General features: G+C 74.2%; 12 protein-coding genes. 4 read left to right on the top strand and 8 right to left on the bottom strand.

All coding sequences use genetic code 11. The features are described from left to right. Positions 1-21: 21 nt before the first annotated feature. The 8 genes from O7633_RS01635 to O7633_RS01600 form a co-directional block, all read right to left on the bottom strand. On the bottom strand, positions 22-636 hold the full coding sequence (locus O7633_RS01635; protein ID WP_278134866.1) for a bifunctional 4-hydroxy-2-oxoglutarate aldolase/2-dehydro-3-deoxy-phosphogluconate aldolase: 615 nt from the start codon (positions 634-636) through the stop codon (positions 22-24). Beyond that, positions 633-1,826 carry a sugar kinase gene (locus O7633_RS01630; protein ID WP_282325585.1) on the bottom strand — a complete coding sequence of 398 codons (1,194 nt, stop codon included), beginning with the start codon at positions 1,824-1,826 and terminating at the stop codon, positions 633-635. The genes O7633_RS01635 and O7633_RS01630 overlap by 4 nt, the downstream gene beginning before the upstream one ends. After that, a complete protein-coding gene (locus O7633_RS01625) occupies positions 1,823-2,728 on the bottom strand; it encodes a PmoA family protein (RefSeq protein ID WP_282325584.1) in 906 nt (301 codons plus the stop codon). The genes O7633_RS01630 and O7633_RS01625 overlap by 4 nt, the downstream gene beginning before the upstream one ends. Continuing rightward, entirely contained in the window at positions 2,725-3,342 is a 618-nt protein-coding gene (locus O7633_RS01620; RefSeq protein WP_282325583.1) for a hypothetical protein, read from the bottom strand. The genes O7633_RS01625 and O7633_RS01620 overlap by 4 nt, the downstream gene beginning before the upstream one ends. Continuing rightward, positions 3,339-4,100: a carbohydrate ABC transporter permease gene (locus tag O7633_RS01615; protein ID WP_282328718.1), complete on the bottom strand. Its 762-nt coding sequence runs from the start codon at positions 4,098-4,100 to the stop codon at positions 3,339-3,341. Before O7633_RS01615 ends, O7633_RS01620 begins: the two co-directional genes overlap by 4 nt. A 122-nt stretch (positions 4,101-4,222) precedes the next feature. Beyond that, positions 4,223-5,206 (bottom strand): sugar ABC transporter permease, encoded by a 984-nt coding sequence (locus O7633_RS01610; protein WP_074476149.1) that lies wholly within the window; start codon positions 5,204-5,206, stop codon positions 4,223-4,225. A gap of 32 nt (positions 5,207-5,238) precedes the next feature. Continuing rightward, on the bottom strand, positions 5,239-6,573 hold the full coding sequence (locus tag O7633_RS01605; protein ID WP_178064686.1) for an extracellular solute-binding protein: 1,335 nt from the start codon (positions 6,571-6,573) through the stop codon (positions 5,239-5,241). A 19-nt stretch (positions 6,574-6,592) separates the two neighbouring features. Beyond that, on the bottom strand, positions 6,593-7,717 hold the full coding sequence (locus tag O7633_RS01600; protein ID WP_282325581.1) for a LacI family DNA-binding transcriptional regulator: 1,125 nt from the start codon (positions 7,715-7,717) through the stop codon (positions 6,593-6,595). Positions 7,718-7,955: 238 nt separating this feature from the next. Here O7633_RS01600 and O7633_RS01595 point away from each other — a divergent pair, with 238 nt between their 5' ends. The 4 genes from O7633_RS01595 (at position 7,956) to O7633_RS01580 (ending at position 13,613) form a co-directional block, all read left to right on the top strand. After that, positions 7,956-9,284, top strand: coding sequence for a Gfo/Idh/MocA family oxidoreductase (locus tag O7633_RS01595; protein WP_282325578.1), 1,329 nt, complete (start codon positions 7,956-7,958; stop codon positions 9,282-9,284). A 116-nt stretch (positions 9,285-9,400) separates the two neighbouring features. Then, positions 9,401-10,831, top strand: a complete 1,431-nt coding sequence (uxaC, locus tag O7633_RS01590; protein ID WP_178064683.1) for a glucuronate isomerase — start codon at positions 9,401-9,403, stop codon at positions 10,829-10,831. After that, entirely contained in the window at positions 10,828-12,132 is a 1,305-nt protein-coding gene (locus tag O7633_RS01585) for an enolase C-terminal domain-like protein (protein WP_282325573.1), read from the top strand. The genes uxaC and O7633_RS01585 overlap by 4 nt, the downstream gene beginning before the upstream one ends. After that, entirely contained in the window at positions 12,123-13,613 is a 1,491-nt protein-coding gene (locus tag O7633_RS01580) for a mannitol dehydrogenase family protein (protein WP_282325571.1), read from the top strand. Before O7633_RS01585 ends, O7633_RS01580 begins: the two co-directional genes overlap by 10 nt. Positions 13,614-13,625: the final 12 nt, after the last annotated feature.

The raw sequence follows: 13,625 nt of genomic DNA, 5'->3' as shown, positions 1-13,625 counted from the left end.
CCGCCCGCACGCCCCGGGCGGTCAGGCCGCCCGGTCGCCCCGGGCCAGCTCCGCGAGGCGGTCGATCTGGGCGGGATCGGACAGGGCCGATCCGACCGCCACCACCTTGACGCCGGCCGCCAGGAAGTCGGCCGCGTTGCCGGCGTCGATGCCGCCGGTGGCGACGAAGCGCAGCTCGGGCAGCGGCCCGGCGACGGCCTTGAACCACTGCGGCCCGAGGCTCACCGCCGGGAACGCCTTGAGCCAGGTCAGCCCGTGGTCGCGGGCGCGTTGCGCCTCGGTCGGGGTGGCCACGCCGGGCAGGTGCGGGATCCCGTAGGTCAGGGCCACGTCGGCCACCGCGAGGTCGAGCCCGGGGGCGACGGTGAACGCCGCGCCGGCCGACGCGGACTGCCGGACCTGCGCCGGGGTGAAGACGGTGCCCGCCCCGACGATCCGGTCACGTTCCCGCCCCGCCTCCACGGCCGCGCGCAGCGCGGTCACCGCCTCGGGGGTGCGTACCGGCACCTCCACGACGTCGATGCCGAGGTCCCAGGCCCGGTTGGCGAGCCGGACCGTCTCCTGCGGCGGCAGGTCACGCAGGATCACCATGACCCGCGCCCCGGCGAAGATCGGTGTGAAGTCGTGCGCCGTCACCGGCTGCCCCTTCCGTCTCCGGGGCCGGCCGCGCCGGTCCCCACGTGTGCGCTCCCGTCATCGGCGGCGGCCGTCCCGCCACCGCCGACCGGTCCGTCGGCGGCTGCGACGACCGCTCCGTCGGCCTGCCAGACCACCGCAGCGGCGACCGGGTCCGAAGCCGATCCGCCGACCGGTCCATCAGCCGGTCCGTCGGTCAGGCCGTGGAGCAGGCCGGCCGCGACCGGGTCGAGCGCCGCCCACCGGTCGGCGGTCAGGGCCACGACCCCGTCGAGGTCCCGCCGCCGCGGCGGGGGCGCGCAGTCCCCGGGCACCGCGAGGGCCCGGACCGCGACGACGTGGCCGCAGCGCAGCGCGGCCGCCTGGTCCAGCCCGCGCAGCGCCGCGGAGAGGTAGCCTGCGGCGAACGCGTCGCCCGCGCCGACCGGCTCGACCACCGGCGCGCGCAGCGCCGGCACGAACACCGCCGGTCCGGTGCGCGGCAGCGCCGTCGCGCCGACGGCCCCGTCCTTCACGACGACCGTCGCGGGGCGGGGCAGCAGCCGGCGTACCGCCTGCGGGTCGGCGGCGCCCCACAGCCGCTCGGCCTCGTCGAGCCCGACGAGAACGATGTCGGCCCGGTCGGCGAGGTCGCGCAGCACGTCGGCGGCCCGGTCGGCGGACCAGAGCCGGGGCCGGTGGTTGACGTCGAAGCTGACCAGCGCGTCGCCCAGCGGCCGGTCGTCGACCGCGTGCGCCACGAGGGCGCGGCAGGACTCCGACAGCACCGGCGTGATGCCGGACAGGTGCAGCAGCCGCGCGCCGGCCAGGCGCGGGTCGTCCAGCGCGCCGGGGCCGAGCCGGGACGCCGCCGAGCCGGCCCGGTAGTAGTGCACGCCGGTGGCCTCCGGCCGGGGGTCCTTGAAGTAGACGCCGGTCGGCGCGTGCGGGTCGAGCGCCACCGAGCCGACGTCGACGCCCCCGCCCGCGACCTCGCGCAGCACCATCCGCCCGAACGGGTCGTCGCCGACCCGGCTGACCCAGGCCACCCGGTGACCGAGGCCGGCCAGGCCGATCGCCAGGTTGGACTCGGCGCCGCCGACGCCGAGCCGGAGCCGGTCGGCGCGGTCCAGGGGCGCGGCGTCCGCCGGCGACATGACCACCATGGTCTCGCCGACGGCGACCACCTCGGGGCCGGGCGCGCCGGTCACGCGCGTTCCGTCGGGGTGGCGGCGAGGGCGGCGGCCGTGTCGCGGTCGAGGGCCCCGTCGGCCACGACGACGCCGTGCCGGCCGTGCCGGCTGCCGCCGGCGGGCACCACGGCCGGGGCCTCGAAGGCGAACGCCACGCAGACCCCCGGGTACATCGCCGTCCGGACGAACCACCGGTCGCCGGGCCCCAGGCCCGTGAAGACCAGGGTGTACGCGCCGCCGCCCGGCCCGGTGCCGGTCAGCGCGACCCACGGCTCGGCGCTGCCGTTGACGTGTTCCTCCCCGTCGGCGGAGGCGGTGAAGGCGTGCGGCGGCTCGGCGGCGACCGCCCGCCAGAAGAACCCGCCGTAGCCGGCGCCGCCGGGGCGGCCGTTGGTGGCGGGGCTGCCGAGGGGGACGTCCCGGGCGGCGGGGGCGGTCAGGGCGTAGCGCAGGTCCAGCCGCCAGGCGTCGGGGCGGCCGGGCACCGGCGCGGCGGCCAGCCGGCGGCGCTCGGTGAGCAGCACCGCGCCGGCCGGGTCGCGCCACTGGAGCCGGTGGGCCAGCACGTCGTCGCCGCGCTCCTCCCATCCGGTGTGGACGATCCGGCCGTGGTCGTCGCGCCAGGTGTAGCCGGCGTCGCGCACGTAGGTGCGCCCGCCCCACAGGTTGGTGCCGGCGACGTCCTGCACGGCCAGGGACGCGCCGAGGTGCCACACGTGGTCGGCCGGCAGCTCGTCGGTCACCACCGTCCCGCCCAGCGTCCGCACCGGGTGCAGGTAGGGGCGGGGGCCGTGGGTGGCGTCGAGCTCGGGGGCGAGCACGTAGCGGGCCACCTCGACGCCGCCGACGCGCAGCCGGGGGTCGTCGGGGCTGCCGGGGCCCGCGTCGTCGGTGCGGGGGCGGGGGCGGGGGTCGGTCACGAGGGCTCCACGGCGACGGCGGGGCGGCGGGCGACCGCGTGCAGGGCGGCCAGAGCGTACCCGGCGAGGATCGGCAGCGCGACCGGGATGACCAGCGCGGTCAGGACGCCGGCCACGCAGCACACGCCGCCGGCCGCCGCCCAGCCGCCCGGCCGGGCCAGGCAGGAGCGGGCGGCGGACCGGGCCGCGGACCGCCAGCCCCGCCCGCCGGCCCGCCCGACCTCGACGACGACGAGACCGGCGTACCCGGCCAGGGCCGCGGTGACGACGCCGGTGACCAGCAGGGCGGGCGCCCCGCCGGGGACCCGGCCGGTGGCCAGCGCGGCCAGGTCCGCCCCGAGCAGCACCGCGCCGGCCAGCGCGGCGAGGGTGACCGGCACGCCGGCCGGCAGCCCCCGCACGTACCGGCGCAGCGTGGTCCGCGCGTCGGGCCAGCCGCCGTCGGTGACCCGGTCGTGCACGGCGGCGCTGGCGGCGGCGAGCGCGGCGCCGGCGGTGACCACCGGCAGCGCGCCCACCACCAGCGCGAACCCGACCAGGGCCAGGTCGGCGGCGTCGCGGAGCACGTCCCGCCAGTCCCGGCGGGCCGGCGCGTCCTGCGGCACGGCGCTCATCCCTTGAGGCCGCTGGTGTTGATGCCCTCGACGAGCATCCGCTGGAAGGCCAGGAAGAACAGGAACACCGGCAGCAGGGACAGCACCGACATGGCGAACATCGGGCCGACCGCGCTCTGGCTGGTCGAGTCGATGAACAGGGTCAGCGCCACCGGCACCGTGTAGTCCTCCAGGCTGGACAGGAAGACCAGCTGCCGGAAGAAGTCGTTCCACGTCCAGATGAACGAGAAGATCGCGGTGGTGACCAGCGCGGGGCGGCTCAGCGGCAGGATGACGTGCCGGAAGATGCCGAACGCGCTGGCCCCGTCGATCTTCGCGGCCTCGTCCAGCTCGCGCGGGATGCCCCGCATGAACTGCACCATCAGGAAGACGAAGAACGCCTCGGTCGCCAGGAACTGCGGGATCAGCAGCGGCAGGTACGGCCACTCGCCGCCGACCAGGTTGAGGCTGCGGAACAGGATGTACTGCGGCACGATCAGCACGTGCCCCGGCAGGAGCAGGGTGCCGATCATGATCGCGAACCACATCCCGCGCAGCCGGAACCGCAGGCGGGCGAAGGCGTACGCGGCGAGCAGGCAGGAGACCGCGTTGCCGACGACGGTCAGCAGGCTGACCATCGCGCTGTTCAGGAAGAACCGGCCGAAGCTGAGGTCGAAGTTGGTCCACCCGTCGACGTAGTTGCCGGGGGTGAACTCCTTCGGCAGCAGGCCGATGTTGCTGACGATCTCCTGCTGGCTCTTGACCGAGGTGCCGATCATCCAGAACAGCGGGTAGAGCACGACCACCACGATCGCGATCAGGACGAGCAGGCGGACGGCCTGCCCCCGTCCGGCGCGCGGGCGGCGCGGCCCGGTCACCGGCGGTTCCGCGGTAGCCGTCGTCACCGGTCCTCCCCGTCGGAGTAGTGCACCCAGAACCGTCCGGTGCTGAAGAAGACCGCCGTGATGACGCCGATGGCGATCAGGAAGACCCAGGCCATCGCCGAGGCGTAGCCCATCTCCAGGTCGGTGAAGCCCTTGATGTAGAGGTTCAGCGTGTACATCAGCGTGGAGTCGACCGGGCCGCCGGTGCCGTTGCTGAGCACGAAGGCCGCGGTGAAGCCCTGGAAGCCGTTGATGGTCTCCAGCACCAGGTTGAAGAAGATGACCGGGGAGAGCATCGGCAGGGTGACGGCGCGGAACTGCCGCCACCTGCCGGCCCCGTCCACGGACGCGGCCTCGTACAGCTCGGTCGGCACCTGCTTGAGCCCGGCCAGGAAGATCACCATGGGCGCGCCGAACTGCCAGATGGCGAGCACCATCAGCGTCTCCAGTGCCCAGTCCGGGTCGTTGACCCAGGGTTTGCCCTCGATGCCGAACAGGGCCAGCATCGAGTTGAACGCGCCGTCGCGGTTGAACATGTTGACCCAGACGATGGCCAGCGCGACGCTGCCGCCGAGCAGCGACGGCAGGTAGAACAGGCTGCGGAACAGCCCGACCCCGCGCCAGGCCCGGTTGAGCAGCAGCGCCACGCCGAGCGCGGCGGCCAGCTTCAGCGGCACCGCCACCAGGGCGAAGGTCAGGGTCACCCGCACCGCGTGCCAGTACGAGGGGTCGCTGGTGAACATCCGCTCGTAGTTGGCGAGGCCCACCCACTCGACCTCGGAGAACGGGGTGAGGATGTCGTAGTTGGTGAAGCTGAGGTAGAGGGACAAGAGCATGGGAATCGCCGTGATGGCCATCAGTCCGACGAGCCAGGGCGAGAGGAAGACGTACCCCGCGAGACCTTCGCTTTGCCGGATCCGCCCGCCCGCGCCGTGGCGGGCGCGGGCGCGGGCGGATCCGGTGCCGCGTCGGGTCGGGTCGGGCACCGTGGTCAGGGCCACGAGCCGGCTCCTTTCCGAGCGTGTGCGGCGGTTCAGGCGATGGCGGACTTGCAGGCGTCCATGAACAGGGCCGCCGCGGCGGCCGGGGCGAGCCGGCCGTACTGCGCCTCCTCGGCCGCCTTGATGAGCTCGGCGCGGACCTTGCTGTGGCCCTTGATCGGCACCTGCGGCGACTGGCCGAACTTCTGGGCCAGCTCGGTCTCGACCGCGATGGACTGCTTCATCGCGGGGTCGGTGGTGTCGTCGCTGACGACGCGGCGCAGGTCCAGGTTGGACGGCAGCCCCCGGTCGGTGCCGAGGATCTTGACGGCCTCCGGGTCGTTGGCGAGGAAGTTGAGCACGTCGACGGCGATGTCCTTGTGCTTGCTGCCCTTGAACACCGACCAGTACATCGCGGCGCGGGCCCACTGGGCGCTCGGGTCACCCGGGTAGGCGACCACGCCCAGCTCGTCCTTGGTGTTCTTCTTCAGCTCCGGCATCTGGTTGACCCAGACCCAGGAGGTGCCGGCCTTGCCGGTGACCACGAGCTGCTTGGTGATGTCGGTGGCGTTGCCCTCGTGGATCACGTCCGGGGTCGGGGTCGCGCCCCGGTCGCGGGCGCCCTTCCACAGCTCGAACCACTTCGTGACGTCCTCGACGGTGAAGCCGAGCTCCGTGCCCTTGTACATGTCCTTGCCCTGCTGGCGCAGCCACACCCAGAACGCCTTGTAGTCGGCGCTGGGGTCCATGGTGCCGGGGACCTTGGCCTTCTTCGCCACCTGCTCGGCCCAGGCGATGTGCTCCTCCCAGGTCATGCCGGTGGTCGGCTCCGGGAGGCCGTTCTTGGTGAGCAGGGTCTTGTTGTAGACGAGGCCCTGGGTGTTCTCGCCGGCGGCCAGGCCGGCGAGCTTTCCGTCGACCACGCCGTACTGCCACAGGCTCTTGGGGAACTTCGACACGTCGAGCTTGCCGGAGTCGGAGTAGCTGGTCAGGTCGAGGGTGGTGTTGCGGGCCGCGTACTCGGCGAGGTAGTTGTCGTCGATCTGGAAGATGTCCGGCGGGTTGCCGCCGGCGGTGAGGGTGGCCAGCTTGTCGAAGTAGCCCTGGTTGGCCTGCCAGGTCTTCTCGAACGTGACGTTCGGGTTCTTCTTGGTGTAGAGGGCGAGGGCGTCCTCGGTCAGCTTGGCCCGGGCTTCGCCGCCCCACCAGAAGATGGAGAGCTTGATCTTGCCGTCGTCGCCGGCGGAGTCGTCGCCGCAGGCGGCGGCGCCGAGGACCAGCGGCGCGGCCACGGCGAGGGCGACGAGCCCGCGCAGCAGCCTACGGCGGGGGGTACGGTGGGAACGCCCGGCGGGTGCGCCGGCGGTGGGGGGTGTGGCGGGGTGCATGTGCGCTCACTCCTCGGCGTTAGGAGGCGACAGCGCCACCGGTGGCCGCCCTCGGGCGGCCCGGGTCCGCAGTGCGATGCGGATCCGGGCCGACACGGACGGCGTCGGGGCTACCGGTCCCAGGAGCGGGTCCGGTGGAGTCGCGGATGACCAACTCGGTCTGGAGCATTACCTGTGCGGTGGTGCGACGGGCGCCGACTGCCGTGCCCCTGCCGACGCCCCGGGGTCCCCGCGGCGCGTCGGTGTCCTGTTGCAGCAGCATGTCGACGGCCGTCCGGCCGGCGGCCGCGGTAGGCGTGGCCACCGTCGTCAACTTGGGCCGGGTGAGCCGGCTCAGGGCGATGTCGTCGATGCCGACGACGCTGACGTCCTGCGGCACCCGGGCCCCGAGGGCGTCGAGGCCCTCGATCAGCCCGATCGCCATCAGGTCGTTGTAGGCGAGCACGGCGGTGACGCCGCTGCGCTGGACGTGTTCGGCCAGCGCGAGGCCGCCGTGCTCGGTGGGCGGGTTGGGGCCGAGGACGGTCAGCTCCGCGCCGCCGGCCCGGGCCGCGGCGGCGGCCGAGCGGCGGATCTCCCGGCTGGTCCACGAGCCGCGCGGCCCGCTGAGCAGGCCGATCGCGGTGTGTCCGAGGCCGACCAGGTGCTCGATGGCCGAGCGGGCGCCCTGGCCGACGTCCATCATCACGCAGGGCAGGCCGGTCACCTGGCGGTTTATCACCACCAGCGGGACCTCGCGGCTGAGCTGCTCGATGAGGCTGTTGCTCATCCGGGGGCTGCACAGCAGCACCCCGTCGACCTGCTTGGCCAGGGCGTGGACCAGTTCCTCCTCGGCCGTCGGGTCCTCGTTGGTGTCCGCGACGAAGATGTGGTAGTCGCGGTGCCGGGCCTGCCCCTCCGCCGCCTTGATCAGCGGCGGGAAGAACGGGTTGGCGATGTCGGCGATGATCAGGCCGATGTTGTGGGTGCGACCGGTGATCAGGGCCCGCGCGGCGCGGTTGGGCCGGTAGCCCAGGTCTTCCGCGCAGGCCAGCACCCGGACCCGGGTCTCCGGGTTGACCAGGTGCGGCGCGGAGAACGTGCGGGATACCGTCGAGATGTGCACGCCGGAGGCCCGTGCGACGTCCCTGATGGTGACTGGCACGGCGGCCCTTTCGTCCGGTGTGGCTGCGGTCACGTGGGGTGCCGCCAATTAATGCAAACGGTTGCTCCAGTGTCAACGCTCGAAGGTTACGACCAGGTTTCGAACGGGCACGCATCATGCGTTCGTATGGTGCGAAAGTAGGACGAGGCACGCGGATTTTGTTTCCGTCGTTGACTCGCTGCGATCGATCGTGGTTTCTTCACTGCAAACCTTTGCAGCCAGCCAGGAGGCCCACGCGATGTCTTCCAGAACCGGCGGACGGACCCGGCACGCCGTGGTGGGCACCGGGGCCCGGGCCGAGATGTTCGTCCGGGCGCTGGTGCGCGACCACGCCGACACCGCCGAGCTGGTCGCGTTCGCCGACGTCAACCAGGCCCGGATGGACGCGCACAACCGGTGGCTCGGCGAGCTGGGCCACCCGCCGGTGCCGACGTACCGCGCCGACGAGTTCGCCGCGATGCTGGCCAAGGAGCGGGTCGACACGGTCCTGGTCACCACCGTCGACGCCACCCACGACGAGTACATCGTCGCGGCCCTGCACGCCGGCTGCGACGTGGTCTCGGAGAAGCCGATGACCGTCGACGCGCCGCGCTGCCGGCGCATCCTGGACGCGGTCGCCGAGACCGGCCGGCACGTCACCGTCGCGTTCAACTACCGCTACAACCCCCTGCACGAGCAGCTGCGCCGGCTGCTCGCCGACGGCGCGGTGGGCGAGATCGGGTCGGTGCACTTCGAGTGGCTGCTCGACGTGCGCCACGGCGCGGACTACTTCCGGCGCTGGCACCGCGACAAGGCCAACTCCGGCGGGCTGATGGTGCACAAGGCCAGCCACCACTTCGACCTGGTCAACTGGTGGCTCGACGCCACGCCGGTCGAGGTCTACGCCGCCGGCCGGCTGTTCTTCTACGGCGACGCCGGCCGCCGGCACGGCTACGCCCGCGACTACGAGCGCGCGCACGACGCCCCGGCCGCCGACGACGACCCGTTCGCGCTGCGGATGGCCGAGCACCCCCGGCTGCGGGAGCTGTACCTCGACGCCGAGGCCGAGGACGGCTACCACCGTGACCAGAACGTCTTCGCCCCCGGCGTCACCATCGAGGACGACATGGCCGTGCTGGCCCGCTACTCCACCGGCGCGACGATGACCTACCACCTCACCGCGTACGCCCCCTGGGAGGGCTACCGGGTGATGGTCAACGGCAGCCGGGGCCGCCTCGAACTGGAGGTCGTGGAGAGCGAGTTCGTCAGCCCGCAGGCCGCCGGCGCGCTCAAGGGCGCGGCGCTGCACGGCGCCGAGGCCGCCGCCGAGGGCGGCTCGGCCACGCTCACGCTGCGCCCCTACTGGCAGCCGCCGCGGCGCATCGAGGTCGAGGGCTACACCCGGCAGGGCCACGGCGGCGCGGACGCCCGGATGACCCGGGTGCTCTTCGGCGGCGCGACGGACCCGCTGCGCCGGGCGGCCACCGCCCGCGACGGGGCCCTCGCGCTGCTCACCGGCCTGGCCGCCAACCGGTCCTTCGAGACCGGCCAGGCCGTCCGGGTGGCCGACCTGCTCTCCCTGCCCTGACCGACCGCGCGCCGGGCGCGCCGCCGTCGCGGCCCGCCCCGGCGGGGCCGGCCGGCGCTGCCCGGCCCCGCCGGCCCGTCCCCGCACCATCGACCGCATCCGAGGAGCCATCCGACGTGCCGACCACCTCCCGACCCGACCTGCTCCTCCCCGCCGACCCGGGCCTGCGCGCCCTGGCCCGGCAGCTGTACGCGCTGGCGGCGGAGCAACCGATCATCTCCCCGCACGGGCACGTCGACCCGGCCCTGCTGGCCGAGGACCAGCCCTTCCCGGACCCGTCCCGGCTGATCATCGTGCCCGACCACTACCTGACCCGGATGCTGCTCAGCCAGGGCGTGCCCCCGGCCGAGCTGGGCGTCCCGACGGTGGACGGCAGCCCGGTGGAGACCGACGGCCGGAAGATCTGGCGGCGCTTCGTCGACGGCTGGCACCTGTTCCGGGGCACCCCGTCGCGGCTGTGGCTGGAGCAGACCCTCACCGAGGTCTTCGGGGTCGACACCCCGCTGTCCCCCGCCACCGCCGACGCCGTGTACGACGAGGTCGCGGCCCGCCTCGCCGAGCCCGCGTTCCGGCCCCGGGCCCTGTTCGACCGGTTCCGCATCGAGGTGCTGGCCACCACCGAGTCGCCCCTGGACGACCTGGCCCAGCACGCGAAGCTCGCCGCCGACGGCTGGGGCGGCCCCGGCGGCAAGGTGGTCACCACGTTCCGCCCGGACAACGTGGTCGACATGGAGTTCGACAACTGGGCCGGCAACGTCGAGCGGCTCGGCGCGGTCGCCGGGGAGGACACCGGCACGTACGCCGGCTTCCTGGCCGCCCTGCGGCGACGCCGGGAGGCGTTCATCGCGGCCGGCGCGACCTGCTCCGACCACGGCCACCCGACCGCGCAGACCCTGGACCTCGACGCCCGGGAGGCCGCGGCGCTGTTCGAGCGGGGCCTGCGCGGCACGGCCGACGCCGCCGACGCGGAGGCGTTCCGGGCGCACATGCTGCTGGAGTTCGCCCGGATGTCGCTCGACGACGGCCTGGTGATGCAGCTGCACCCCGGTTCGGTGCGCAACCACAACCGCTGGCTGTACGCCCGGCACGGCCGCGACGTCGGCGGGGACATCCCGCAGGCCACCGAGTACCTGCACGCGCTCACCCCGCTGCTGGACGCCCACGGCAACGACCCCCGGCTGCGGGTGGTGGTCTACACCCTCGACGAGTACACGTTCACCCGGGAGCTGGCCCCCCTCGCCGGCGGCTACGCGGCCCTCTACCTCGGCGCGCCCTGGTGGTTCCTGGACTCCCCCGAGGTGCTGCGCCGGTTCCGGGAGGCGGTCACCGAGACCGCCGGCTTCTACAACACGGCCGGGTTCGTCGACGACACCCGGGCGTTCTGCTCCATCCCGGTGCGGCACGACGTGGCCCGCCGGGTCGACGCCGGCTTCCTCGCCCGGCTGGTCGCCGAGCACCGGCTGACCGAGGACGAGGCCGCCGAGACGATCGTCGACCTCGCCTACCGCCTGCCCAAGAGGGTCTACAAGATCGGGGAACAGCTGTGAGTGTCAGGATCACCTCCGTCGACGTGCACGACGTGCGCTTCCCGACCGCGGCGGCCGGCGACGGCTCGGACGCGATCAACAAGGGCGACTACTCGGCGACGTACGTCGAGCTGGGCACCGACGCCGGGGTGGTCGGCGCGGGCTTCACCTTCACCAACGGGCGGGGCAACGAGATCACCTGCGCCGCCGTGCGGGCCCTGGCCCACCACGTGCGGGGCCGCACGGTCGAGGAGATCGTCGCCGAGCCGGTGACGTTCTGGCGCTCGCTCAGCGCCGACGTGCAGCTGCGCTGGCTGGGCCCGGAGAAGGGCGTCATCCACATGGCGACCGGCGCGCTGGTCAACGCCGTGTGGGACCTGCGGGCCAAGCTCGCCGGCAGGCCGATGTGGCGGTTCCTCGCCGAGCTGCCCACCGAGGAGCTCGTGGCCAGCATCGACTTCCACCACATCACCGACGCCCTCACCCCCGACGAGGCGGCGGCCATCCTCGACAAGGGCCGCGACGGGATGGCCGACCGGGTCGCCCTGCTGGAGCGCGACGGCTTCCCCTCGTACACCACCTCGGTCGGGTGGCTGGGCTACCCAGACGAGAAGGTCCGGGCGCTGACCCGGGAGGCGTACGCGGCGGGGTGGCGGGCGATGAAGATGAAAGTGGGCGGCCCGCCGGCCGACGACCTGCGCCGGGCGCGGATCATCCGCGCCGAGATCGGCCCGGACGCGCTGCTGATGATGGACGCCAACCAGGTGTGGGACGTCGACGAGGCGATCACCAACATGACGGCGCTGGCGGAGGTCGACCCGTACTGGATCGAGGAGCCGACGCACGCCGACGACATCCTCGGCCACGCCCGGATCGCCCGCGCGGTGACCGAGCTGACCGGCGGCCGGTGCCGGGTCGCCACCGGCGAGGTGGCCGCCAACCGGGTGATCTTCAAGCAGCTGCTCCAGGCCGAGGCGATCGGCGTCATGCAGATCGACGCCTGCCGCGTCGGCGGGGTCAACGAGGTGCTCGCGGAGATCGTCATGGCGGCGAAGTTCGGCGTGCCGATCTGCCCGCACGCCGGCGGCGTCGGCCTCTGCGAGTACGTGCAGCACCTGGCCGTCTTCGACTTCCTGCGCGTCGGCGCCAGCCTCGACGGCCGGATGGTCGAGTACGTCGACCACCTGCACGAGCACTTCGTCGACCCGGTCCGCACCCGCGACGGGCGCTACCTGCTGCCCGCCGCGCCCGGCTACAGCGCCACCATGCGCCCCGAGTCGATCGCCGAGTTCCGCTTCCCGGACGGCCCGGCATGGCGGTGACCGTGGGCGCGTCCCGCCTCGGGCTGGCCGCGCTGCGCCGGCTGCCCGAGGCCAGCCGACCGCTGCTGCGCCCCGGCACCGTGCCGGCCGGCATCGTGCACCTGGGCCTCGGCGCGTTCCACCGCGCCCACCAGGCCGTCTACACGGAGGAGGCGGTCGGCGCGGCCGGCGGCGACTGGGGCATCGTCGGCGTCGCCCCGCGCAGCACCGACCTCGTCGAGGCGCTCGCCGCGCAGGACAACCTGTTCAGCGTGACCACCCTGTCCGGCGAGGGCGACAGCACCCGGGTGATCGGTGCCCTGGCCGGGGTCCGGCACGCGGCGAGCGACCCGGACGCGGTGGTCGCGCTGCTGGCCGACCCGGCGATCCGGGTGGTCACCCTGACCGTCACGGAGAAGGCGTACCAGCTCGACCCGGTGACCGGGCGGCTGGGCCCCGACGCGGCGCTCGCCGCCGACCTGGCCGGCGACGCGCCGCCGACGACGGTGCCCGGCCTGCTGGTGCGCGGGCTGGCCGCCCGGGCGGCGGCCGACGCCGGGCCGGTCGCGCTGGTCAGCTGCGACAACCTGCCCGCCAACGGGGCCCGGCTGCGCGGGCTGGTCGAGCAGGCGCTGGCCCGCTCCGGCGCGTCCGACCGGGTGCTGTCCTGGGTGGCCGGGCAGGTCACGTTCCCCGGCACGATGGTGGACCGGATCGTGCCGGCCAGCACGGCCGAGACCCTCGCCGCGGCCCGCGACGCGCTGGGCTTCGCCGACCTGGCGGCCGTGGCCGCCGAGCCGTACCGCCAGTGGGTGATCGAGGACGACTTCCCGGGCGGCCGGCCGGCGTGGGAGGTGGCCGGCGCGGTGCTCACCGACGACGCCGGGCAGTGGGAGCGGGTGAAGCTGCGCGGCCTCAACGGGCTGCACTCGGCCACCGCCTACCTGGGCGCCCTCGCCGGGCGGGAGACCGTCGCCGACGCGCTGGGCGTGCCGGGGCTGACCGGGGTGCTGCGCCGGCTGGTCGCCGAGGAGGTGGCGGTCAGCTTCACCCCGCCGGACGGGTTGTCGATGGTGGCGTACGGCGACGAGGTGCTGGCGCGGTTCGCCAACCCGGCGATCCGCCACCGCACGCTCCAGATCGCCATGGACGGCTCGCAGAAGCTGCCCCAGCGGGTGCTGCACACCATCGTGGACCTGCGCGCGGCGGGCCGGTCGGCCCGCTGGTCGGCGCTGGTGGTCGCCGCGTGGATGCGGTTCGTGTGCGGGACCGCCGACGACGGCACGGCGCTGCCGCTGGCCGACCCGCTCGCCGACCGGATCACCGGGGCGCTCGCCGCCTCCGGCGGCACCCCGGCCGGGGTGGTCGAGGCGCTGTTCGGGCTGCGGGAGGTCTTCCCCGCCGAGGTGACCGGCGACGACGAGGTCCGCGCCGACGTCACGGACTGGCTGACCGCCCTGCACCGGCACGGGGTCGCGGCGACCCTGGCGGGGGCGGCATGAGGACGGTGCCGG

The organism is Micromonospora sp. WMMD712, assembly GCF_029581295.1.
Lineage (GTDB): Bacteria > Actinomycetota > Actinomycetes > Mycobacteriales > Micromonosporaceae > Micromonospora > Micromonospora carbonacea.
Note: the sequence above shows the minus strand (reverse complement) of the source record. Positions and strands in the feature narration are given on the sequence as shown.

Bases quoted from the DNA above. Each gene is read 5' to 3' on its own strand.
- O7633_RS01580 (WP_282325571.1), top strand. From the start codon at position 12,123: ATGGCGGTGACCGTGGGCGCGTCCCGCCTCGGGCTGGCCGCGCTGCGC.
- O7633_RS01595 (WP_282325578.1), top strand. From the start codon at position 7,956: ATGTCTTCCAGAACCGGCGGACGGACCCGGCACGCCGTGGTGGGCACC.
- O7633_RS01605 (WP_178064686.1), bottom strand. From the start codon at position 6,573: ATGCACCCCGCCACACCCCCCACCGCCGGCGCACCCGCCGGGCGTTCC.
- O7633_RS01615 (WP_282328718.1), bottom strand. From the start codon at position 4,100: ATGATCGGCACCTCGGTCAAGAGCCAGCAGGAGATCGTCAGCAACATC.
- O7633_RS01620 (WP_282325583.1), bottom strand. From the start codon at position 3,342: ATGAGCGCCGTGCCGCAGGACGCGCCGGCCCGCCGGGACTGGCGGGAC.